The sequence below is a fragment of the Microbacterium hibisci genome (assembly GCF_015278255.1).
GTDB classification, from domain to species: Bacteria; Actinomycetota; Actinomycetes; order Actinomycetales; family Microbacteriaceae; genus Microbacterium; species Microbacterium hibisci.
Genome location: NZ_JADIJC010000002.1, coordinates 324,717 through 347,218, shown reverse-complemented (window position 1 = coordinate 347,218; position 22,502 = coordinate 324,717). Strand labels below are relative to the sequence as shown.

Sequence of the window (22,502 nt, the reverse complement as noted above, 5' to 3'; positions counted from 1 at the left end):
CGCCCCCTGCGGAGGGCTGCGCTCGTCGGAGCGCAGAACCCTGGGGGCGCTTGGTGCGGATGCCGCTTACTTCTTGTTGCGGCGCTGGTGGCGAGTCTTGCGAAGCAACTTGCGGTGCTTCTTCTTCGCCATGCGCTTGCGGCGCTTCTTGATGACAGAACCCACGGAAAACCTCACTATGTCGGGGTCTGGGCGCGGCGTGTGCGGCGCCCGGGAACGGGCAGATACGGAAAATGCCTCGGATCAGTCTAGCCGACGTCGGCGATCGGCCGTTGCAGGGCCTCGGTGACGGCCGACTCGGGCACCCGGTAGCTGCGTCCGAAGCGCACCGCGGGCAGCTCGCCGGAGTGCACCAGGCGATACACCGTCATCTTCGAGACGCGCATGAGCTCGGCGACCTCGGCGACGGTGAGGAAGCGCACGTCCGGCAGCTCCGCCATGTCGATTCCCTTCCCCAGTGGTGCTGGAGTCACTTTAGAACGACGAGGGTACGCGTGTAAACCGGTGTGACCGGTGAGGCCGGTGGGAATATTCTGCTCACGCGCTCGGGGTCTGCCGCGCGCGACGCTCGTGCGCTTCGCGGGCGGCCTGTCGCTCGAGCTTGCGCGCGTCGCGGAGCACCTTCTCGGCGGCACGCACGGCCTTCTGGGCCTCACGGAACCTCTTGTCGTCCGCGATGTCGGCGTCGTCCAGCCCCAGCCACCGGGGGCGCTGCCGCCGGTCGTCCGCGGCCTCGGAGGCGGCGTCGATGTAGGCGGCGACGCCGTCGAGCCCGCGCTCCAGCGCGAAGGAGAAGGGATCGGAGTCGTCGAGGAAGACGCCCGACTCGATCGCCGCCCGCAGCTCGGGGTAGGCGTCCTCGGTGATGAGCGCGCGGAAGAGCGCATCTTCATTGCGCGAGATGGCGTCCGGTGCGAGGCCCTGCTCGCGCTCGACTCGGGAGTAGCCGGCCACGATCGTGCCCGCCCAGTGCGCGGTGCCGGTGACGAGGAGCATCACGGCGAGCCGCTCCTCATAGGTGAGCGGCGTCTCGGCCAGCGCGCTCAGCCCGGCATCCATCCAGGCAGCGCTGTTGGGTGTTGCGGGCACGCCCGTGATGGGGATCTCGAGCACCCACGGGTGTCGCAGGTAGTGCTGCAGCTGCTCGCGGAAGAGCGCCTCCAGGCGCTCGCGCCAGCCGCCCGCGGTGCGGGTCTCGTCGGAAGGAGCGCCCGTCGCCTCCTCTTGCATGAGCAGGATCAGGTCGTCCTTCGCGCTGACGTAGCGGTAGAGCGACATCGGCGTGAACCCCAGCCGCGACGCGACCGCCGCCATCGACACGGCACCCAGGCCCTCGGCATCCGCGATCTCGACCGCCGCCTCGACGATGCGCTCCACGCTCATCTCGCGCTTCGGCCCGCGCTGGGGATTGGCGGCCACGCCCCACGCCAGCGCGATACCCCGCGGGAGCTCGGGCTCCGGTGCATCGGTCATGGCGTCAGTCTACGTCTGTTTATTACATAAACAGTGTGTTACCGTCATAAACAGTACGGGACGTAAACAGTTTCCCCGGTACACGATTCACGGAAGGATGACCCATGCTCGACCGCACCGCTCCACCGGTCATCGTGGTCGACGACCTGCGCAAGGCCTTCGGCCGCCAGCAGGTGCTCGACGGCCTCGACTTCACCGTCGCCCGCGGCGAGGTGTTCGCCCTGCTGGGCCCCAACGGCGCCGGCAAGACCACCACGATCAACGTGCTGACGACCCTGGTCCGCCCCGATGCCGGCACCGCGACCGTCGCGGGCGTCGACGTCGCGCGCGATCCCGACCAGGTCAAGCGACGCATCAGCCTGACGGGCCAGTCCGCCGCCGTCGACGATGCGCTCACCGGCATCGAGAACCTCGTGATGCTCGGACGCCTCTCGGGCCTCACGCGCCGCGGCGCGCGCGCCCGCGCGGCGGAGCTTCTCGATCGCTTCGGACTGACGGATGCCGCGGCCCGCCGCGTCGGCACCTACTCCGGCGGCATGCGCCGACGCCTCGACCTCGCGCTGAGCTTCGTCGTCGCGCCCGCGATCCTGTTCCTCGACGAGCCGACCACGGGCCTCGACACCCGCAGCCGCCGAGAGCTCTGGGACGTGATCCGCTCACTGGCCGACGCCGGGACGACGGTCTTCCTCACGACGCAGTACCTGGAGGAGGCCGACCAGCTCGCCGACCGCATCGCCGTGCTCGACGGCGGACGGGTCGTCGCCAGCGGCACCGCGCCGCAGCTGAAGGCCAGGGTCGGCGGCGACGCCGTCGAGCTGCACGACGTGCACGGCACCCTTCTTCGCGAGGTGCCGACCGACGGTTCGGTCTCGGGCCTCCGTCGTGCCCTCGACGTCCTCGACGAGTCGGGGGCCGAGGGCGTGGTCACGCTGCGTCGCCCCAGCCTCGACGACGTCTTCCTCGCGCTCACCTCGCCCGACGGCCAGGGCAGCGCGCACCGGGGCTCGCGCCGGCGCGAGCCCGCCGACACCCTCAAGGAGCTCGCATGACCGCCCTCGCCCCCTCCACCGCCCCGGCGCTGCGCCCGCGCATCACGGGCCTCACCGCCGAGAGCGTCTTCGTCGGGCGGAGCCTGCTGCACTCGCTGCGCGACGGGGAGTCGCTGCTCATGGCGATCATGCTCCCCGTGATGCTGATGATCCTCTTCACGTACGTCTTCGGCGGGGCCATCGACCCGTCGGGCGGATACGTGAACTACGTGGTCCCCGGCATCATCCTGCTGTGCGCCGGCTTCGGCGCCGCGTCCACCGCCGTGTACGTCGCCAACGACATGCGCACCGGCATCATCGACCGGTTCCGCACGATGCCGCTCCGGGCCGGAGCGGTGCTCACCGGCCATGTCGTCGCGAGCCTGCTGCGCAACCTCCTCGCGACGGGCGTGGTCATCGGCGTCGCGCTGCTCGTCGGGTTCCGGCCGACCGCCGACGTGTGGGGGTGGCTCGGCGCGATCGCGCTCATCGCGCTGTACATCCTCGCGATCACCTACCTGTTCGCCGCGATCGGCCTCGCCTCGGGCAGCCCCGAGGCCGCCAACGGCTACGGCTTCATCATCCTGTTCCTGCCGTACCTGTCGAGCGCCTTCGTCCCGGTCTCGACCATGCCGGAGTGGCTGCAGTGGGTCGCCGAGAACCAGCCGGTGACGCCGATCATCGAGGCGCTGCGGAGCCTCCTGATGGGCACGCCGATGGGCGATGCGGCATGGTGGGCCGTGGGCTGGTGCCTCGCCATCCTCGCGGTGTCGTTCGTCTGGGGGGCGTGGCTGTTCCGGCGCAAGGCGGGGCGGCGGTAAGAGCTCGATCTCCGCTGCGCGGGGTCATCCTCCGGCGTGCTCACCCGCGGCGTCGGCTTCGCCGGCGGCGCGCGCCCGTCCCGAGCCCGCACGCTCTACGGATGACCCCGCTCCGCTCTGTCGGCGGAAAGGTCGGCCGCGCTACTGCTGGGTGGGTGGAGAAGAAGGACGGGGTCAGCGGCCGGGGAGGCGCTTGAGCGCGTTCTCGAGGGCGTGCTTGGCCGATGCCGCGGCACGGCCCACGACCTCGGCGGCGTGCGCGGCGGAGTCGGGCAGGGCCACAGCGGCCAGGTCGGAGTCCGCCTCGCCGTCGTCGAGGAAGGGCACGAGCCAGTCGTCGACCTCGTCGAGCGGTGCGGCGGAGAGGCTGTAGTAGCGGTGCTGCCCCTCTTCGCGCACCGACACCAGGTGCGCGTCGCGCAGCACCTTGAGGTGCTTCGACACGGTCGGCTGACTCGCGCCGAGCTCGGTCACGATGTGCGACACACTGGTGCCGCGCTCTCCGGCGGATGATCGATCGAGCAGCAGTCGCAGGATGTCGCGACGCGTTCCGTCTGCGATCACGTCGAAGATGTCCGCCATGTGCTCAGATTAGTCGGGAGCCCTGCGGAGTACCATGAGCACGATCGCCGGGCCGCCCGCACGAGGAACGTTTCGCATCAGGAGGAACCCCGTATGACGGATGGCAGGCGCGCCGCCCCCGTCTCACCGTCGAGTCGCCTGCGCGCGCTGGGCCACGAGGTCATGGAGTTCTTCCGCGACCTGACGCAGCGCTCCCCCGCCCGGTTCGCGATCCTCATCTTCCTGTCGCTCATCCTCGTGTTCACGGGCCTGTTCTCGCTGCCCCTCGCGGCGGCCGACGGGCAGGCCACGCCGTTCGCCGACGCGTTCTTCACGGCGGTGTCGACGATCTGCGTCACGGGCCTCGCGACGGTCGACATGGCGACCCACTGGTCGCCCTTCGGCCACGTGCTCGTGTTCGTCGGGGTTCAGATCGGAGCACTCGGCGTGCTCACGCTCGCGTCGATCCTGGGTCTCGTGATCTCGCGGCGCCTCGGACTGCGCGCGAAGCTGATCGCGGCCAGCGACTCGAACCCGCTCCGCACGCACGGCGGTCCCGTGAACGAGGGCCAGACGGTGCAGCTGGGCCAGATCGGCAGCCTGCTCGCGACGGTCGCGCTGTCGACGCTGGCCATCGAGACGATGATCGCGATCCTCCTCTATCCGGGCCTCATCATCGCGGGCGTGCCGTGGCAGGCGGCGCTGTGGGAGGCGCCGTTCTATGCGGCGATGGCGTTCACCAACACGGGCTTCACGCCGAATGCCGAAGGGCTCGAGCCGTTCCGGCACGACTACTTCTTCCTCACCGTGCTGATGGCGGGCGTCTTCCTCGGCTCGATCGGCTTCCCCGTCATCTACACGCTGCTGCGGCAGAGGTGGCATGTGCGGCGCTGGTCGCTGCACGCGAAGCTCACCCTCATCACCACGGTCGCCCTGTTCTTCCTCGGCGGCGCGGTCTTCCTCGTGCTCGAGTACGACAACCTGCTCACCCTCGGCACGGAGGACGCGTGGGACACCACGTTCCAGGCGTTCTTCTTATCGGCGATGACGAGATCCGGCGGCTTCGCCATCCTCGACATCGGCGAACTGAACCAGTCCAGCCTGCTCGTCGGGTGCATGCTGATGTTCGTCGGCGGCGGCTCGGCGTCGACAGCCGGCGGCATCAAGGTCACGACGCTGGCCGTGATCGCCCTCGCCGTCGTCTCCGAGGCGAAGGGCCGCGCGTCGAACCAGGTGTTCGGCCGGCGCATCCCCAGCGACGTCCTGCGGGTCGCCCTGTCGGTCGTCGCCTGGGGCGCGACCATCGTGGCGATCTCGACGATCATCATCACGCAGATCACGAAGGCCGATCTCGGAGATGTGCTCTTCGACGTGATCTCGGGCTTCGCGACGGTCGGGCTGTCGACGGGACTCACCGCGACGCTCCCGGATCCGGCTGTGTATGTGCTGGCGATCACGATCGTCATGGGTCGCGTTGGTACAGTGACTCTCGCCGCGGCTGTGGCCGCGTCGTCACGATCGCAGCTGTACTCGCTGCCGGTGGAAAGGCCGATCGTTGGTTGAGCGGATGAGGGGCGATGCGCCCGTTCTCGTGATCGGACTCGGGCGCTTCGGCGCCGCGTGCGCGGGCGAGCTCGACCGGCTCGATCGCGAGGTCCTCGCGATCGACGACAATCTCGAGCTCGTGCAGAAGTGGTCCGAGCGGGTCACGCACACGGTGCAGGCCGACGCGCGCAACATCGACGCGCTGAAGCAGATCGGCGCTCAGGACTTCCAGGTCGCCGTGGTCGCCGTCGGCTCGTCGATCGAGGCATCCGTCCTCATCACCGCCAACCTCGTCGACCTCAAGGTGCCGCAGATCTGGGCGAAGGCGGTGTCGCAGTCGCACGGCAAGATCCTCGCTCGCGTCGGCGCCAACCACGTCATCTACCCCGAGCGCGAGGCCGGCGAGCGCGTCGCGCACCTCGTCAGCGGACGGATGCTCGACTTCATCCGGTTCGACGACGACTTCGCCCTCGCCAAGCTCTATCCCCCGAAGTTCATCCGCGGCGTGGGACTGAACGAGTCCGGCGTGCGGACGAAGTACAACGTGACGGTGGTCGGCGTGAAGAGCCCGGGCAAGCCGTTCCGCTATGCGGAGGCCAACACGGTCGTGACCAACCACGACCTCATCATCGTCTCGGGCACCAACTCCGACATCGAGCGCTTCGCCTCGCTCGAGCGCTGAGCCCGCAGAACCCCGCTACGCTCCGGCCGCCAGCTCCTTGGCGCGCGCCAGCGCGGCGTCGGTCGCCTCGCCGAACACGGCGTCCAGGTGCGCGTCCTGCAGCACCGCGACAGCGCGCTCGGTCGTGCCCTTGGGGCTCGTGACCCGACGGCGGAGCTCCGCCGGGTCGTCAGCGGATGCCTCGAGCAGCGCCGCGGCGCCGATGAAGGTCTGCTCGGCCATGAGCCGGGACTCCGCCGCGGTGAAGCCCTTGCCGAGGGCCGCCTTGGTGAACTCCTCCACCAGCAGGAAGAAGTAGGCGGGACCCGAACCCGAGATTGTCGACAGGGCGTCGATCTGCTCCTCGGGAACCTCGACGACCGTGCCGACCGTCTCGAACAGGCGCCGCACGGTGGCCACGTCGGTGTCGCCGGCGCGCGTGCCGGCCGCGAGGCCGGTGACGCCGCGGCCGACGAGCGCCGGCGTGTTCGGCATCGAGCGCAGCACCGCGACGTCAGCGCTGAGGAGGCTTTCGAAGGTGGCGATCGTCACGCCGGCCGCGAGGCTCACCACGATCGTCCCCGGGCGCAGCACGGGTGCGATCTCGCGCAGCAGGTCGGGCACCATGGCCGGCTTGACGCCGACGAGCACGACGCCGGCGGCGGCCGCGGCATCCGTGTTCCCCGTCGGGTCGGCCTCGAGAGCGACGCTGGTGACGCCGTCGAGGCCCTCGAGCTCGGCGGCCTTCGCGCGCGAGCGGTTGGTGGTCGTCACCCCACCCGCCGCGAGGCCTGACCGCGAGAGGCCGCGGGCGATCGCGCCCCCCATCGAACCGGCGCCGAGGATCGCGATGGGAGGGAGAACGGAGGCGTCTGCAGGCATGGCGTCATCCTACGAGCGGTCCGGCTCGGAGCCGTGCGGGCAAGGCTGATTCAGTGTTGACTTATATAAGAGACCACGCAATCATGGGAGCGTGCACGCACTCGACATCCTCGGCGACCCGGTGCGCCGGCGCATCCTCGAACTCCTGGCGGAGGGCGAGCGCAGCGCGGGCGACATCGGCGAGACGGTGCAGCGCGAGTTCGGCATCTCGCAGCCGGCGGTCTCGCAGCACCTGCGGGTGCTGCGAGAGTCGGGGTTCACGACGGTGCGCCCCGACGGCGTGCGACGGCTGTACGCCATCGCGCCGGAGCCCCTCGAGAACGCGGCGGCCTGGTTCGACCCGTTCCGGCGGTTCTGGCAGCCGCACCTCGACGCGCTCGGCACCGAGCTCGCGCGGGGGCGCCGCGAGCGCCGCCTGGCAGCGGAGCACGAGCGCGACGATGCCCCGGAACAGGACGACGCCGCACAAGAAGAATCCGATCCGACCGAACCCCAGGAGGACTGACATGGTCGACGTACAGGCGCAGCTCAGCGCCGTGAGCCGCGAGATCACCGGCGAGGAGGTCGACGGCCACCCCGCGCGCGTCCAGACCCTCGCGCAGACCTACCCCTCTCCCATCGACGACGTGTGGGATGCCGTCACCAGCGCCGCGCGCATCGCACGGTGGTTCCAGCCGATCTCGGGCGACCTCGTGCTCGGCGGCCGCTACCAGATCGAGGGCAACGCCGGCGGCGAGATCCAGGAGTGCGCACCGCCCGCCGACGGCGCGGCGCACTTCCGCGCGACGTGGGAGTACGGCGGCGGAGTGACCTGGCTGACCGTACGTCTCACGGCCGAGGGCGAGGATGCCACACGGTTCGAGCTCGAGCACGTCGCCCGTGTCGACGACGTGCCCGCCGAGTTCTGGGACATCTACGGGCCGGGCGCCACGGGCGTCGGCTGGGACGGCGGCCTCCTGGGCCTCGCCCTTCACCTCGGGTCGGGCGACGGCATCTCGCCCGAACAGGCCGAGGCCTGGGCGTTCACCGACGAGGGACGGGCGTTCTACCGTGGCGCGGCCGACGCGTGGGGCGCCGCGCACGCGGCCGACGGCGCCGACGCGGAGGCGGCCGCCCGCGGCGCCGAAAACACCTACGCCTTCTACACCGGCCAGACGCCCTCGGCCTGACGCCGGCCGCGGCGGCCGCGGGAAAGCTCGAACGCGAGCGGAACGGATGCCGGAGCCCCCGGCATCCGTTCCCGCCACGTCGTCCGCGTCACGGCGAGCCGGTCTATCCTCGGGAGTGCGGGGGCGCAGGTGCCTCCGGAGGATGTGGGAGGCCTTCGCATGACGCTCTTCGACGGAATCTCGGCGCGCACCGTGGAGATCCCCCGATTGTCCGTGAACGTGCTGGAGCGCGTCGGCGACGACTCCGCGACGCCGCCCGATCGCACGGTCGTGCTGATCCACGGCAATGTCTCGTCGGCGCTGTTCTGGCAGGAGACGATGCAGGATCTGCCGACCGACATCCGGGTGATCGCGATCGACCTCCGCGGGTACGGCGGCACGGAGCACGCGCCGATCGACGCGACCCGCGGCGTGCGCGACTTCAGCGACGACGTCCACGCGACCCTCGAGGAGCTCGGCATCACCACGGCGCACCTCGTCGGCTGGTCGATGGGCGCCGGGGTCGCGATGCAGTACGCCCTCGACCACCCGGTGCTGAGCCTGACGCTCGAGGCGCCGATCTCGCCGTACGGCTTCGGGGGAACGCGCCGCGACGGGTCGCGCCTCACCGACGACGACGCCGGCTGCGGCGGCGGCACCGTGAACCAGGACTTCGTGCAGCGGCTGATCGACCACGACACGACCACCGAGGCCCCGACGTCCCCCCGGTCGGTGTTCCGCTCGCAGTACGTCACCGCGGACTATCGCACCGAGCACGAGGACGTGTGGGTCGAGTCGATGCTCACCACCTCGACCGCCACCGGCAACTACCCGGGCGACGCGGTGTCGAGCGACAACTGGCCGGGCTTCGCGGCCGGCACGATCGGCGTGCTGAACACGATGGCCCCCGGCAACTTCGACGTCTCGGGCATCGTGGCACTCGCCGAGAAGCCGCCGATCCTGTGGATCCGCGGCACCGCCGACCCGATCGTGTCGGACGCCTCGCTCTACGACTACAACAACCTCGGCAAGCTCGGCTTCGTGCCGGACTGGCCGGGCGACGAGGTCGCCCCGCCGCAGGAGATGGTGTCGCAGACGCGTGACGTCCTCGCGCGGTACGCGGCCGCGGGCGGCGAAGTGAAGGAGGTCGCGCTCGAGGGCGTCGGCCACGCCCCGCACCTCGAACGGCCGGCCGAGTTCCGGCACGCGCTGCTGGAGGCGATCGGCTACGTCGGGCACCCGCACGACCCGGCGCCGCCGACCGAGGCGATCATCCTGCGCTCGTCGGACTGACACTCCGCACCCGGGCGCGCAAGGGGTGCGGAGCGCGCCCCGCAGCATCCGTAGACTCGTCCGCATGAGTGCTTCCGGCGGCGGCAAGGCCATCATCGCCGCCTTCCTGGCGAACATGGGCATCGCCCTGGCGAAGTTCATCGCCTGGTTCCTCTCGGGCTCGGCGTCGATGCTCGCCGAGGCGATCCACTCGGTCGCCGACTCGGGCAACCAGCTGCTCCTCCTGCTCGGCGGCCGCAAGGCCCGGAAGGAGGCCGACCGCGAGCATCCGTTCGGCTATGGCCGCGAGCGCTACGTCTATGCGTTCGTGGTGTCGATCATCCTGTTCTCGGTCGGCGGCCTCTTCGCGATCTACGAGGGCGTCGAGAAGCTCACCCATCCCCACGCCCTCGACGAGAGGTGGTGGTGGCTGCCGATCGTCGTGCTCGTCATCGCGATCGTGCTCGAGTCGTTCTCCCTTCGCACCGCGGTCGGCGAGAGCAACCACGTGCGCGCCACGGGGCAGTCGTGGGTCTCGTTCGTGCGTCACTCGAAGGCGCCGGAGCTCCCCGTCGTGCTGCTCGAGGACGTCGGCGCGCTGATCGGCCTCGTGTTCGCCCTGTTCGGCGTCGGCCTCACGGTGATCACCGGCAATCCCGTCTTCGACGCCATCGGCACGCTCATGATCGGCACCCTGCTGATCCTGATCGCGATCATCCTCGGCATCGAGACCAAGAGCCTCCTCGTCGGCGAGGGGGCGACGGATGCCGACAGCCAGCGCATCGTCGACGCCATCGCCGACGGTCCCGAGGTCGAGAAGCTCATCCACATCAAGACGCTCTACCTCGGCCCCGACGAGTTCCTCGTCGCCGCGAAGCTCGGCTTCGCGGCCGACGCCCCGCTCGTCGATATCGCAGGCGCCATCGACCGGGTGGAGGACCGCATCCGCGCGGCGGTGCCGGCGGCCCGGGTGATCTATCTCGAGCCCGACATCTACCGACCGGGGGTCGACCCCGCTCCGCCGACGTCGGAGTTCGTCATCAGGTCCACGGACTGAGCGCGCCGTGGCGATCGAGTACTGCATCTTCACCGAGCCGCAGCAGGGTGCGAGCTACGACGACCAGCTGGCGTTCGCTCAGACGGCCGAGCGTCTCGGGTTCGACGGGTTTTTCCGCTCGGACCACTACCTCCACATGGGCGACGGCGACGGACTGCCCGGTCCCACCGACGCATGGACGACGCTCGCCGGGCTCGCACGCGAGACCTCGCGCATCCGGCTGGGCACGCTCGTCTCGTCGGTGACCTACCGCGTGCCCGGACTGCTGGCGATCCAGGTCGCGCAGGTCGACGCGATGTCGGGCGGCCGTGCCGAGCTGGGCCTCGGCACCGGGTGGTTCGGCCGCGAGCACGAGGCGTACGGCATCCCGTTCCCCGCCAAGCGGTTCGACCTCCTCGAGGAGCAGCTCGAGCTCGTGACCGGTCTCTGGTCCACGCCCGTGGGCGAGACCTACAGCTTCGAGGGCGCGCACTACCGGCTGACGGATGCCCCGGCCCTGCCGAAGCCCGTTCAGGAGCGCGTCCCCGTGATCGTCGGCGGTGGCGGCCCCCGGCGCACGCCCGAGCTCGCGGCGCGTTTCGCCACCGAGTTCAACATCGGCTTCCGGTCCGAGGAGGAGTCGGCGGAGAAGTTCGCCGTCGTGCGGGAGACGTGCGCGCGCATCGGGCGCGACCCCGACTCGCTCAAGCTCTCGGTGGCGCTGCCGACGCTGGCTGCGGCATCCGTCTCCGAACTGGACCAGCGCGCGGCCAACATCGGCCGCACCGTCGACGAGCTGCGCGGCGACGTGAACATCGTCGGGGCCCGCGACGAGATCGTCGCCAAGGTCGAGCGACTGGTCGCCCTCGGCGCGCAGCGCGTGTACTTCCAGCTCATGGACCTGCAGGACGTCGCGCACGTCGAGTACCTCGGCACCGAGGTGCTCCCCCGCCTGCCGCGCTGACGCCGCGGGCTTCAGCGGCTTCGTCGTTCGTCGACAACGCGGTTCCGCGCCGACCGACCACGGCGTCTGCGCCGGATACGGGGTCGCTCGGCGAGACCGCGGTCTCTCCGCGCCTCACACGGGAAGACGGTACGACGGCAGGCCGCGGCGGCGGATCAGCCACTCCGCGAAAACGAGGTTGGGCAGCCAGCAGAGGAAGGGCACGGCCGCGTACGCATTCGGGAAGGCCGTGTCGATCTCCCAGGACTGCCCGAGGACGAACGGCGCGAACAGCAGCAGCGGCAGCCAGATGCGCAGCATCACGCCGGAGTACGTGAGGGCGTAGTTGCGGATCATCCAGGCCCGGTGGCTCGGCACGTCGCCGCGCCGGATCGCCCGGTACGCCCGCCAGCCCGTGACAAGCCACAGCACCCCGAGGGCGCCGAACCCGAAGAACCCGACGTAGCCGGCCGGACTGGACGGAGCGATGACAAGGCCGCCGACTCCGCCCACCGCGACGGCGACGAGGTAGACGCGGCCGATCCAGCGGTGCACGCGCGGCGCGCGCGTGCGCAGCCCGCGCCAGAACTGCAGCGGTCCGGCGACGAGCGCCACGGCGCCGCCGACGATGTGGACGTACAGCGCGCCCTGCACGAACGGCGACGCCGCCGCGTAGGTCGGCGCGAGGCCCACGTCCTGGCCGGCGAGATCGGCGAGCGACGCGGTGAAGTACGGCACGGCCGAGTACGCCACGATGGCGACCGCCGTGAGCAGGACGAAGGTCCAGCCGACGCGGGAGCGGACCCCGCCGGGGCGCGCGACGGCCGGAGCGGTGCGGACGGGTTCGATGAGGCGGGTCACGAGCGTCACGCTAGGCCCGCGCCGGCAGGCGCCAGGAGGGTGCTGTCCCCCCGATCCCGCGCGGCTGTCCCCCGAACGCGGCGCGCGCGACGGTGGCCGGCTCAGCGGCGGGCGTCGAAGAACGCGCGCAGGAGAGCGGATGCCTCATCCTCGCGCACGCCCGCGACCACCTCGGCACGATACGGCAGGCGCCGGTCGCGCACGACGTCGTACATCGATCCCGCCGCGCCGGCCTTGTCGTCCCACGCGCCGAAGACGAGCCGGCCGATGCGGGACTGCAGCACCGCGCCGGCGCACATCAGGCAGGGCTCGAGCGTGACGACGAGCGTGCATCCCTCGAGGTTCCACGAGCCCGTCGCAGCGGCTGCCGCGCGCAGCGCCACGATCTCGGCGTGCGCCGTGGGGTCGTGCTCGACCTCGCGGAGGTTGCGGCCCTCACCGATCACCGAGCCCGCGGCATCCGTCACCACCGCTCCCACCGGCACGTCGCCCACCTCCCCCGCTGCCGCAGCCAGCGCCAGCGCGCGGTCCATCGCGGCGAGGTCGGCGGGGGCGAGGTTCACAGCACGAGGCTACCGCGGTGCCGAAAACCGGGCCGGTCGTCCCACACCCCGGGGCGCGGCATCCGTCACCGGCGCGTCGCGGTGACCGACCGGGTATTCGGCCACGGCGAAGGACGGGGGCGGCACTAATCTGTCTCTATGCGCCTGCACGTCGCCGACCACCCCCTCATCACCCACAAGCTCACGGTGCTGCGCGATCAGCGCACGCCGTCGCCGGTGTTCCGTCAGCTCACGGAGGAGCTCGTCACGCTGCTCGCCTACGAGGCGACGCGCAACGTGCGTGTGGCGCCGATCGAGATCCAGACGCCCGTCACGACGACGACCGGCGTGCGGATCGACGACCCCCGCCCGCTCGTCGTGCCCATCCTCCGCGCCGGGCTCGGCATGCTCGAGGGCATGGTCAAGCTCATCCCCACGGCCGAGGTCGGCTTCCTCGGAATGGTGCGCGACCACGAGACGCTGGCGCCCTCGACCTATGCCGAGCGCCTTCCCGACGACCTGAGCGACCGCCAGTGCTTCGTGCTCGACCCGATGCTCGCGACGGGCGGATCGCTCGGCGCGGCGATCGACTTCCTCTTCGCCCGCGGGGCCCAGGACGTCACCGCGATCTGCATCCTCGGCGCCCCCGAGGGCGTCGCCGCGATCGAGAAGCAGGTGGACGGTCGTGACGTCACGCTGGTGCTGGGCGCACTCGACGAGCGGCTGAACGAGAAGGGCTACATCGTGCCCGGCCTCGGCGACGCCGGCGACCGCCTGTACGGCACGGTCTGACGCGCGCCGCCGCGGTCGTCAGACGATCGGGACGCGACGGACGTCGGACGCCACCGCGCCCTCGGCGGTCGTCGGCCCGCGTCCGACGACGGCGATCGGAGTGAAGGGCCGCCCGTTGAAGCGGGTGGCCGTGACCGTCGTGTAGGCGCCCATCGTGGGGCTCACCAGCAGGTCGCCCACGTGGAGGTCGGGCAGCAGCACATCGCGCGCGATCACGTCGGACGAGTCGCACGTGGGACCGGCGAGGGTCGCCCAGCGGTGGTCCGCCGTGCGCGCACGGGCCGAGACGCGTCCGGTCCAGGGGTCGGTCTCGGTGAGGTCGCGCTCGGCGAAGATCAGCGGGTGGACGTCTTCGGTGAGGACGTTGGAATAGGAGCCGTACAGTCCGTCGTCGAGGTAGTACCACCGGCCGTCGCCGCGCTCGGCGATGCCCACGACGCTCGTCACGAGCGCCATCGCCTCGGCGACCATGACGCGGCCCGGCTCGGCGATGATGTCGAGGCGGCGCGCGTGCGGCTCGAGGACCGGCCGGAGCACAGCGGCCACGTCGTCGATCGCCGCCGACTCGGCGTCGTACGAGGCGGGGAACCCGCCGCCGATGTCGAGCGTGTCGAACTGGACGTTCAGCCGGCGCTCCAGGATGCCCATCAGCTCGAGCGTGTCGGCGGCCGCCGCGGCGAACCGGTTCGGATCGTCGAGCTGACTGCCGACGTGGTAGCTGAAACCCGCCACTCTCACACCGGCCGCGAGCGCGCGCTCGACGAGGTGGGCCGCCTCGAACGGTCCGACGCCGAACTTGCTCGACAGGTCGCTCTTCGCCTGCGGGCTGCGATAGGCCAGCCTCACCAGCAGTCGCGTGTCGGGCGGGGCGCCGCGGAACTTCTCGATCTCGACGTCGTTGTCGACCACGAAGGTGCGCACACCTGCGGCGAGCGCCTCGGCGATCTCGGCGGGCTTCTTGATCGGGTGGGTGTGGATGATGCGCGTCGCGTCGACGCCGCGACGCGTCAGCATCCCGAGCTCTTCGCCGGTGGCCACGTCGAAGCCGCAGCCGGCGTCGTCGAGGACGTAGAGCACGGCGTCGTGGGCGAGCGCTTTGACGGCGTAGTGGAACCCGACGAACGGCAGCGCGTCGCGCAGGTGCCGGTACTGGCGCCGCACGCGCTCGGGATCGAGCAGCAGCAACGGCGTGCCGTGCAGCGCGACGGCCGCGCGTGCCGCCACGGACGACAGGAGAGCGGATGCCTCGGCCCGCCGTCGGTCCTCGTACGACGGCGTGCTGCGGGGCTCCCGACGGAGCGCTGCGAGGTTCATGGGGCCACCTCGGGGGTGCGGGCGCGACGCCCGTCGCGCAGGCCGGCTTTGATCGTGATGGTGAAGGCGCCCGCCGCGATCGCGTAGAACACGATGTCGGCGGCGACCTTGCCCGCGAGCATCCCCCACAGCGGGTCGGGGATGAGCCAGACGCCCAGCATCAGCGCGGCGGGACGGACGAGGAAGGTGTCGAGCAGCTCGGCGGCACCGAACTCCGCCACGAGCAGCCCGAGCGTGCGCGCGGCCGCATGTCGCCGAGAGCGCGCCACTCGCGCCTGCTCGAGGAAGATCGTCACCGCCAGCACGGCGTAGAAGCCGAGGATCTCGCCGACGAGCGCCGCCACCGCGATGAGCGGCGCCGCGTCGGTCCACACGGTCGCAAGGAGCCCGGCGATCACCATCGCAACGGTGCCCGCGACCTCTGCGGGCAGGTAGCGGCGGATCCAGAAGGCCACGCCGCGACGGCGGGTCTCCGCCGCCTCACCCGGCGCCGTCTCCGCAGGTGCAGGCGAGGCCGGTGCGGTCTCCGCCGGTCCGGGCGAGGTCGGTGCGGGCGAGGCCGGCGCCGACGCCGCGAACGCGGCCGGAGCGGGCGTGGCGGTCGGCGGGGCGGCGAGCGACGGCTCCATCGTGGTCATCTCGACCTCCTCCGTGTGACAGAGGAGATCCCACCGGCGGTGATACCCGCGGCGGGCGCTGTGTGACGGGCCTGCGCGTCGGCACGGCGGGGCGCCGCGGGGTTGCACGACGCCGCTGAACGGCGTGGCGCCGCGGGGCGCCGCGGGGCAGGACAACGGGGCGCCGCGGGGCGGCACGACCGGCCGCCGCTGGGTTGCACGGCGGCGCGACGCGGGGTTGTACGGCGGGGCAGCGCGGCGGCTTGCGTCGCCGCCGGGAGACTCCGGCAAGACAACGGCGCGACATCCGCCCCTCGCCGAACGGATGCCGCGCCTACGCGCCTCTGGGGGCGCTGGTTCAGCGTACGTGGCCCGAAATTCTCCCCCAACGGGGTTGACATTGCCCGAGGCGGGAGTTTAGTCACGAGCGCGCGTCGCGCCGTCGTGCGGGCTCCGGCACGGTCGGTTCGACGTGCGCCGGCGCGGCGGGGGCGCGGGCGCGCTGATGGGAATCGGCCATGGGGGTCGTACACGCCGGTGCGTGCCCCGCTCGCGCCAGTCCGCCGCGCGGCGTGGGGCCTGCGGCGTGCGCCGTGCGGCGTGCGGCGAGTTCGCAACGCGCGGCCGCTGCGCGGCTCAGCCGGCGACGGCGGGCTAGTCGCCGAGCGGAGGCTCCTGCGGGTTGCGGCGGCCCGTCTCGCGCTCCCAGAACTCCAGCTGCTGGGTCAGCGCTTTGGCCAGCTCGAACACCTGGTCGGGGGGAATGCGGATGCGGCTGACCACGCGCGCCGGCACGACCGTGTGGCGCTGCCCGGTCTCGGCGTCCACCTGCTCGCGCGGCGGCTGCGCGAGAGTGAGGAAGTCCATCACGAACACCGTGGGCGTGTGCCAGACGTTCGCGAAGTCGGCGTAGGCGCCGCCGATGAGCTCGGGCGGAAGGTCGATCTCGAACTGCTGCGATGCGTCGTCGGCCATGCGGGCTCCTGTTCGGGCGGGCACCTCGTTCGGGATCACCGGTGCGAGACGCTCGGGGCGGTCGTGTGCGACGTGAGCGCGAGTCTACGCGGCGCTCAGGCGTGGCCGACCAACCGCGCGAAACCGCTCAGCCGCGCCACTCCCTCGGGGGTGTACGGAAGGTCGTCGAGAAGCCCCGGCGAGTACACCAGGTAGGCAGTGTGCATTGCGCGCGAGATCGCGACGTTGAGCCGGTTGCGCAGCAGCAGGAACTCCAGGCCGCGCGGTGCATCGCGCCCGCTCGAGGCCGCGAGCGAGACGATCGCGACGGCGGCCTCCTTGCCCTGGAACTTGTCGACCGTCCCGACCGGGACGTCGGGGAATCCCGCCGCGGCGAGCGCCGCTTCGACGGCGACCTGCTGCGCGTTGTACGGCGTCACGACGATGAGGTCGCGCGGCTCGAGCGGCCGGGGCGGCAGGGTCTTCGACGAGCCGTCTCCGTCGTCGGTGACGGCGTCGATCCACTCGCGACCGATGAGATCGGTCACGAGCCGGGCGACTTCGGCCGCTTCGGGAAGCGACTGCGTCGCGTTGCCGTGGTGGCGCAGCGCGATCGGGATCAGGCCGGGGCGGACGCCGTCGATGCGGCGCAGCGCCGTGGACGGATGCGCCGCGAGCGCGCCGCGGTAGGACAGCGTCGAGACGGGAGCGGCGACCTCCGGCCGCATCCGACGGGTCTGCGCGAGGAAGTAGCCGTACTCGGGCGGGATGACGTCGGCCCCGTCCATGACCCAGCCGAGCGCCGACGTGTCGACCGGCGCCGGATGGGTGCCCTGGCTCACCTGGGGCAGCTGCTGCGGGTCGCCCAGGAGCAGAAGTCTCGGCGCGGCGAGCGACACCGCGATCGTCGACGCGAGCGAGAACTGCCCCGCCTCGTCGACGACGAGCAGGTCGAGGCTGCCGCGCGGCACGCGGCCCTCATGGCTGAAGTCCCACGCGGTGCCGCCGATGACGTACCCGGATGCCTCGTGCTCGGCCGTGAAAGCGGCCACGCCGTTCTTCGTGAGCACGGTGAATCCGTGTGCGGCGGCGGCATCCTTGGGCGCCTTGCCGACCTGCGATGCGGGCACGCCCGCCGCGATGACGCGTTCGAGGAGCTGCTCGATCGTCGCGTGGCCCTGCGCGACGACGCCGACCTTGTAGCCCTGCTCGCGCACGAGCCGCGCGATGACATGCGAGCCGACGTAGGTCTTGCCGGTGCCCGGAGGGCCCTGGACGGCGAGATAGCTGCGGTCGAGGTCGCGCACGGCGCGGGCGATCGCATCGACGACGTCGTCGCCCGCGGCGGGCAGCCCCCCGGTCAGAGTGCGCGGCGGGCGGCGGCACAGGATGTCGGTGGCGGGGTCTGCGGGAAGCGCGGGCGCCGCGTCGATCACGCCATCGGCCCACGCGTCGATCGCCGCCTGCTGGTTGCCCGCCGGCGGCGGGGCGGCCGGCGTCAGGGCGAGCGGGAGCGCGCTCCACGTCACGCCGTCGACAGCCGTCTCCTCGATGACGGCGCCGTCGTCGAGGACCTCGACCACGGTCACCGAGCGGTAGGAGTGGATCCATCGGGGCGACGCCTCGAAGGGATACGGCGCCGGCAGCTCGTAGAGCGCGAACGGGCTGATGCCCTCGCTGAGACGTGTGCCGGGCGCGAGATCGCCGCGCAGCTCGATCGTGCGCCGCTCGCCGCCCTTGCCGCTCTCGGAGAAATGCCAGTCCTCGCGCACACGGCTGCGCGCGGGATCGATCGTGACGACGTCGCGGGTCTCATCCCACAGCGACACCGGCTCGCGCAGGCGCAGGAAGTGCGTCGCCCAGAAGGACTTGGCCTCGCGGGGGTAGTAGTCGATCGCGGCGGCGCCGAGCCGCAGCATCCGGCCCGCGACCGACTCCTCGGGGTGGTGCAGGGCGAGGGCGTCGAGCAGCGTCGCACGGGCGGACGGCTCGTAGGCACGCTCGTCGGGTTCCGGGTTCGGCGACGGCACCAGTCGCGCCTCGCGCGCCCGGTCGACGAGCCAATCGCGCAGTCGCCGCGTCGAGACGCAGTCGTACCGGTTGTAGTCCGCGAGGTCGTCGAGCACGAGCGCCGCCTCGGCGACGGCGCCGTCGGCGTGCAGCGCACGCGCCTCGACGTAGCGGACGATCGAGTCGTCGCCCTTCTGCACGTCGCTGGTGCGCACCTCGTCGCCCATGTACAGAGGCTCGAGCTTCTTGATCGAATACGAGCGCGACCCGACGCGCAGCGCCCGCCGCACGATCGGGTACAGGTCGACGAACACCCCGTCGCGCAGCAGTCGGTCGACGTCGGCCTCTCGCACGCCATGGCGCGCGGCCATCGCGAGGAGGTGGGTCGGCTCGTACGGCGCGTAGTGGTAGATGTGCATGCCGGGGTACTGCTGCCGGCGCAGGTTCACGAGGTCGAGGAACGTCTCGAGCGCCCGCTTCTCCTCCGCGAAGGAGTGCGCCCACAGCGCGGTGTACTGCTCGCGCGTGTCGACCCAGCCGAAGAGGTAGTCGATGCCCCACTGCGTCGCCTCGCCCGGTGTCGGCGGCTCGGTGTGCAGCGGGTCGCCCTCGAAGTCGAAGAACAGGTCGCCGTGATCCGGCCGAGGCAGCGCGCCCAGCGCCTTCGGCGCCACGACCTCGAACACCGGCACCGGCGGCGCCTCGGCGGGGCCGGCGCCCGGCTCGTCGACGAGCGCCGAGATGCCGAGCTCCGCCGCGTCCGACTCCGCGACCGCCGCCGCCGCCGCTCCGACGGTGACGGCCGCCGCCGCGACAACGGCGGCCGGCGGCTTCGGCGCGATCAGCGGCGGCGTGCCGGCGGGGCTTTCGAGCTGCAGCCGCGCCTGGGTGCGCAGCGAGGCGAAGACGTCGGGATTCATTCCGGCCGGCCCTGCCGGGGCCGCGGCGAGCTGCTCGATCGTCTCGATGCCGGCGGCGCGCAGCCGCTCGCGCTGCACCGGACGCATGCCCGCCACGAGGAGGAGGTCGCGGGATGCCACGACCTCGGCGTCGCACGTCGCACAGCGTCCGCACGCCACGACTCCGAGCTCACCGCGCGGGTCGCCCCACGCGATCGGCTCGCCCTCGTCGCCGAGCTCGAGCCGCCGGTCGGCGATGAGCGCGCCCAGCCGTTCGCGGCGCAGCGAGAACACCGGCAGCAGGTCGTCGACCTCGTGCTCGCTGACGCTCCCGTCGCCGAGCAGAAGCTGCACTCGACCGGAGCGCGCCACCCCGAGTCGATCGAGCTGATCGACATAGGCCGCCAGCTGCATGAGCGCCGTCACGCGCGCGTGCCGCGCGAGCTTGGTGTCCTGCACAATCCACGGCCGGTCAGCGCCCGAGCCGGCCGACGAGTCGCGCACCAGGAAGTCCGCGAAGCCGACGAAGTCCGCCGTGGCGAACGCCGCCTGGTAGACGACCTCGGCGTCGGAGGCGAGGGCCGCGTTCGTGCGGGCGACCGCATCGGCGAGGGCCGCGGCGTCCGACGACCGCGTCTCGGGGATCTCGGCCACCCGGTCGCCGAAGCGCGCGACGTAGTCGGCGAGCACCTGGCGCTCGTGCACCGTTCCCAGCCGCCCGGCCCGCTCCAGGGTGAGGTCTTCGGGCTCTTCGACCGCCGCGATGCGACCGAGCCGCGCATCGATCGCGCGCAGCCACGCGAACTCGCACTCCGCAGCCGTCTTGAGATCGCTCGCGCTCCAGACGATCCGGCCTTCGTCCTCGATGTATCGCATGCCCCGCCCTTCCCCATCGACGATAGCCGCGGCATCCGACACCTCCGTCCAGTGAGTTCGAGTCGCGCACTTCGCAGCCGATCGGGTCGCACATCTGCAAAGTGCGCGATTCGAAAGCCCGCGGCGCACCGACCACGACGCAACCCCCGACCGGGCGGGCAACCCACCTGACAGACTGGAGCGCATGAGCCTCCCCTTCGAGAGCGCGTACCGGCACGGCTTCGCCCGCGTCGCGGCCTGCACCATCCCGGTCTCGATCGCCGACCCGGCCGCGAACGCCGACGCCGTCCTCGAGGCGGCGCGGGAGTGCGACGCCGACGCCGTCGCCGTCGCCGTCTTCCCGGAGCTCTGCCTGACCGGCTACGCGATCGACGACCTCTTCCTGCAGGACCCCGTGCTCGACGGCGTCGTGGCGGCCGTCGAGCGCCTGGTCGAGGCATCCGTCGATCTCCTCCCCGTGCTCGTCGTGGGCGCGCCGCTGCGCCACCGCAACCGGCTCTACAACTGCGCCGTCGTCATCCACCGCGGCGAGCTGCTGGGCGTCGCGCCCAAGGCGTATCTGCCGAACTACCGCGAGTTCTACGAGCGCCGCTGGTTCGCACCGGGCGACGACCAGGGCGACCAGGACATCCGCGTCGGCGAGCTCGAGGCCCCGTTCGGCCCCGACCTGCTCTTCGAGTCGCTCGACATCCCGGGGCTCGTCGTGCACGCGGAGGTCTGCGAAGACGTGTGGGTGCCCATCCCGCCGTCGTCGTCCGCAGCCCTCGCGGGGGCGACCGTCCTTCTCAACCTCAGCGGCAGCCCGATCACGATCGCGCGCGCCGAGGACCGCAAGGACCTCTGCAAGTCGCAGTCGCTGCGCTGCCTCGCCGCCTACGTCTACGCGGCGGCAGGTCAGGGCGAGTCCACGAACGACCTGTCGTGGGACGGGCAGACGATGATCTACGAGGGCGGCAACCTCCTCGCCGAGACCGAGCGGTTCCCCGACGGGCCGCGACGCTCGGTCGCCGACGTCGATCTCGACCGCCTGCGCCAGGACCGGCTGCGGCAGGGCACATTCGACGACAATCGCCGGGCGACGGGGGCGGATGCCGCCTTCCGCACCGTGCACTTCCGGCTCGACCCGCCGCAGACCGACGTGGGGCTGCGGCGCACGCTCGACCGGTTCCCGTTCGTCCCCGACGATCCGCAGCGGCTCGCACAGGACTGCTACGAGGCGTTCAACATCCAGGTGTCGGGACTCGTCCAGCGCATGCGCTCGATCGGCGGTCCGAAGCCCGTCATCGGCGTCAGCGGCGGTCTCGACTCGACGCACGCGCTGCTCGTGGTGGCGCGGGCCATGGACCTCATGGGGCGTCCGCGCAGCGACATCCTCGCCTACACGATGCCGGGGTTCGCGACGAGCGACCACACGAAGTCGAACGCGATCGCCCTCGCCGAGGCGATCGGCGCCTCGATCGAGACGATCGACATCCGCCCGCTCGCGATCGAGATGCTCGAGCGCCTGGGCCACCCGTTCGCGGGGGGCGAGCCGGTGCACGACATCACCTTCGAGAACGTGCAGGCGGGCCTTCGCACCGACTATCTCTTCCGCCTCGCGAATCATCACGGCGGCATGGTCATCGGCACCTCCGACCTGTCGGAGCTCGCGCTCGGCTGGGCGACATACGGCGTCGGCGACCACATGAGCCACTACGCCGTCAATGCGGGCGTTCCGAAGACGCTCATCCAGCACGTGATCCGCTGGGTGATCTCCCACCGCGGCGACGAGGGCGGCTCCACCGACCTCACCGACGACGCCCGCGCGGTGCTGCAGTCCGTGCTCGACACCGAGATCTCCCCCGAGCTGGTGCCGGCCGGGCAGGACGGCAAGATCCAGTCGACCGAGGACCGCATCGGCCCGTACGCGCTGCACGACTTCGCGCTCTACCACGTGCTGCGGTTCGGCTTCCGGCCTTCGAAGATCGCGTACCTCGCGGCGGAGGCCTGGAAGGACGCGGATGCCGGAGCCTGGCCTCCCGGGTTCCCCGCCGAAGACCGCTACGCCTACGATCTGCCGACGGTGGCGAAGTGGCTGCAGGTGTTCCTCAAGCGGTACTTCGCCTTCGCGCAGTTCAAGCGCTCCGCGATCCCGAACGGCCCGAAGGTCTCGCCTGCCGGGTCGCTCTCGCCGCGCGGCGACTGGCGCGCCCCGTCCGACGGCAACGCGCGGGCGTGGCTGGCGGAGCTGAAGGCCGCACTCCCCGAGCTCATCGAAGAGTAGGAAG

The 22,502-nt window shown here is 71.6% G+C and carries 22 protein-coding genes; 11 read left to right on the top strand and 11 right to left on the bottom strand.

Annotation, left to right across the window (positions count from 1 at the left end):
• Positions 1–66: 66 nt before the first annotated feature.
• The 3 genes from IM770_RS05745 to IM770_RS05735 all read right to left on the bottom strand — a co-directional run bounded on the left by IM770_RS05745 (position 67) and on the right by IM770_RS05735 (position 1,473).
• The gene (locus IM770_RS05745; protein ID WP_003792170.1) at positions 67–165 is read right to left on the bottom strand and encodes a 30S ribosomal protein bS22; all 99 of its coding nucleotides are present in this window, start codon (positions 163–165) and stop codon (positions 67–69) included.
• Positions 166–248: 83 nt separating this feature from the next.
• Entirely contained in the window at positions 249–440 is a 192-nt protein-coding gene (locus IM770_RS05740; protein WP_019182077.1) for a helix-turn-helix domain-containing protein, read from the bottom strand.
• Positions 441–537: 97 nt separating this feature from the next.
• Positions 538–1,473 carry a TetR/AcrR family transcriptional regulator gene (locus IM770_RS05735; protein ID WP_203580174.1) on the bottom strand — a complete coding sequence of 312 codons (936 nt, stop codon included), beginning with the start codon at positions 1,471–1,473 and terminating at the stop codon, positions 538–540.
• Positions 1,474–1,577: 104 nt separating this feature from the next.
• Between IM770_RS05735 and IM770_RS05730 the strand changes: the two genes are divergently transcribed.
• Entirely contained in the window at positions 1,578–2,522 is a 945-nt protein-coding gene (locus IM770_RS05730; RefSeq protein WP_203580173.1) for an ATP-binding cassette domain-containing protein, read from the top strand.
• Positions 2,519–3,322 (top strand): ABC transporter permease, encoded by an 804-nt coding sequence (locus tag IM770_RS05725; protein ID WP_203580172.1) that lies wholly within the window; start codon positions 2,519–2,521, stop codon positions 3,320–3,322. The genes IM770_RS05730 and IM770_RS05725 overlap by 4 nt, the downstream gene beginning before the upstream one ends.
• Before the next feature lie 174 nt (positions 3,323–3,496).
• Here the strand turns inward: IM770_RS05725 and IM770_RS05720 are convergent, their stop codons facing one another.
• Positions 3,497–3,904, bottom strand: a complete 408-nt coding sequence (locus tag IM770_RS05720) for an ArsR/SmtB family transcription factor (RefSeq protein ID WP_203580171.1) — start codon at positions 3,902–3,904, stop codon at positions 3,497–3,499.
• A gap of 162 nt (positions 3,905–4,066) precedes the next feature.
• On the opposite strand from IM770_RS05720, the gene IM770_RS05715 reads away from it, so the two are divergent.
• Both IM770_RS05715 and IM770_RS05710 read left to right on the top strand, forming a co-directional pair.
• Entirely contained in the window at positions 4,067–5,446 is a 1,380-nt protein-coding gene (locus IM770_RS05715) for a TrkH family potassium uptake protein (RefSeq protein ID WP_239065857.1), read from the top strand.
• Between the two features lie 4 nt (positions 5,447–5,450).
• A complete protein-coding gene (locus IM770_RS05710; RefSeq protein ID WP_372430644.1) occupies positions 5,451–6,110 on the top strand; it encodes a potassium channel family protein in 660 nt (219 codons plus the stop codon).
• Positions 6,111–6,125: 15 nt separating this feature from the next.
• Here IM770_RS05710 and proC read toward each other — a convergent pair whose 3' ends face one another.
• Entirely contained in the window at positions 6,126–6,971 is an 846-nt protein-coding gene (gene proC, locus IM770_RS05705) for a pyrroline-5-carboxylate reductase (protein WP_203580168.1), read from the bottom strand.
• 91 nt (positions 6,972–7,062) lie between these two features.
• Here proC and IM770_RS05700 point away from each other — a divergent pair, with 91 nt between their 5' ends.
• The 5 genes from IM770_RS05700 to IM770_RS05680 all read left to right on the top strand — a co-directional run bounded on the left by IM770_RS05700 (position 7,063) and on the right by IM770_RS05680 (position 11,391).
• A complete protein-coding gene (locus IM770_RS05700) occupies positions 7,063–7,476 on the top strand; it encodes an ArsR/SmtB family transcription factor (RefSeq protein WP_203580167.1) in 414 nt (137 codons plus the stop codon).
• Between the two features lies 1 nt (position 7,477).
• Positions 7,478–8,140 (top strand): SRPBCC domain-containing protein, encoded by a 663-nt coding sequence (locus tag IM770_RS05695; protein WP_203580166.1) that lies wholly within the window; start codon positions 7,478–7,480, stop codon positions 8,138–8,140.
• A 159-nt stretch (positions 8,141–8,299) separates the two neighbouring features.
• Complete coding sequence (locus IM770_RS05690; protein WP_203580165.1) at positions 8,300–9,412, top strand: alpha/beta fold hydrolase; 1,113 nt, start codon at positions 8,300–8,302, stop codon at positions 9,410–9,412.
• A gap of 64 nt (positions 9,413–9,476) precedes the next feature.
• On the top strand, positions 9,477–10,448 hold the full coding sequence (locus tag IM770_RS05685) for a cation diffusion facilitator family transporter (RefSeq protein WP_203580164.1): 972 nt from the start codon (positions 9,477–9,479) through the stop codon (positions 10,446–10,448).
• A gap of 13 nt (positions 10,449–10,461) precedes the next feature.
• Entirely contained in the window at positions 10,462–11,391 is a 930-nt protein-coding gene (locus tag IM770_RS05680) for an LLM class F420-dependent oxidoreductase (protein WP_203580393.1), read from the top strand.
• Positions 11,392–11,505: 114 nt separating this feature from the next.
• Here the strand turns inward: IM770_RS05680 and IM770_RS17880 are convergent, their stop codons facing one another.
• Both IM770_RS17880 and IM770_RS05670 read right to left on the bottom strand, forming a co-directional pair.
• Positions 11,506–12,231 carry a DUF2306 domain-containing protein gene (locus tag IM770_RS17880; protein WP_203580163.1) on the bottom strand — a complete coding sequence of 242 codons (726 nt, stop codon included), beginning with the start codon at positions 12,229–12,231 and terminating at the stop codon, positions 11,506–11,508.
• Positions 12,232–12,332: 101 nt separating this feature from the next.
• Positions 12,333–12,764: a nucleoside deaminase gene (locus IM770_RS05670; RefSeq protein WP_203580392.1), complete on the bottom strand. Its 432-nt coding sequence runs from the start codon at positions 12,762–12,764 to the stop codon at positions 12,333–12,335.
• Positions 12,765–12,932: 168 nt separating this feature from the next.
• On the opposite strand from IM770_RS05670, the gene upp reads away from it, so the two are divergent.
• Positions 12,933–13,565 (top strand): uracil phosphoribosyltransferase, encoded by a 633-nt coding sequence (upp, locus tag IM770_RS05665; RefSeq protein WP_203580162.1) that lies wholly within the window; start codon positions 12,933–12,935, stop codon positions 13,563–13,565.
• Positions 13,566–13,583: 18 nt separating this feature from the next.
• Here upp and IM770_RS05660 read toward each other — a convergent pair whose 3' ends face one another.
• The 4 genes from IM770_RS05660 to IM770_RS05645 all read right to left on the bottom strand — a co-directional run bounded on the left by IM770_RS05660 (position 13,584) and on the right by IM770_RS05645 (position 20,235).
• Positions 13,584–14,879, bottom strand: a complete 1,296-nt coding sequence (locus IM770_RS05660) for a type III PLP-dependent enzyme (RefSeq protein ID WP_203580161.1) — start codon at positions 14,877–14,879, stop codon at positions 13,584–13,586.
• Complete coding sequence (locus IM770_RS05655) at positions 14,876–15,517, bottom strand: hypothetical protein (protein WP_203580160.1); 642 nt, start codon at positions 15,515–15,517, stop codon at positions 14,876–14,878. The genes IM770_RS05660 and IM770_RS05655 overlap by 4 nt, the downstream gene beginning before the upstream one ends.
• Positions 15,518–16,150: 633 nt before the next feature.
• Positions 16,151–16,471: a DUF3467 domain-containing protein gene (locus IM770_RS05650; RefSeq protein WP_109211411.1), complete on the bottom strand. Its 321-nt coding sequence runs from the start codon at positions 16,469–16,471 to the stop codon at positions 16,151–16,153.
• A 95-nt stretch (positions 16,472–16,566) separates the two neighbouring features.
• Positions 16,567–20,235 carry a TM0106 family RecB-like putative nuclease gene (locus IM770_RS05645; protein WP_203580159.1) on the bottom strand — a complete coding sequence of 1,223 codons (3,669 nt, stop codon included), beginning with the start codon at positions 20,233–20,235 and terminating at the stop codon, positions 16,567–16,569.
• Positions 20,236–20,419: 184 nt separating this feature from the next.
• On the opposite strand from IM770_RS05645, the gene IM770_RS05640 reads away from it, so the two are divergent.
• Positions 20,420–22,498, top strand: a complete 2,079-nt coding sequence (locus IM770_RS05640; protein ID WP_203580158.1) for an NAD(+) synthase — start codon at positions 20,420–20,422, stop codon at positions 22,496–22,498.
• Positions 22,499–22,502: the final 4 nt, after the last annotated feature.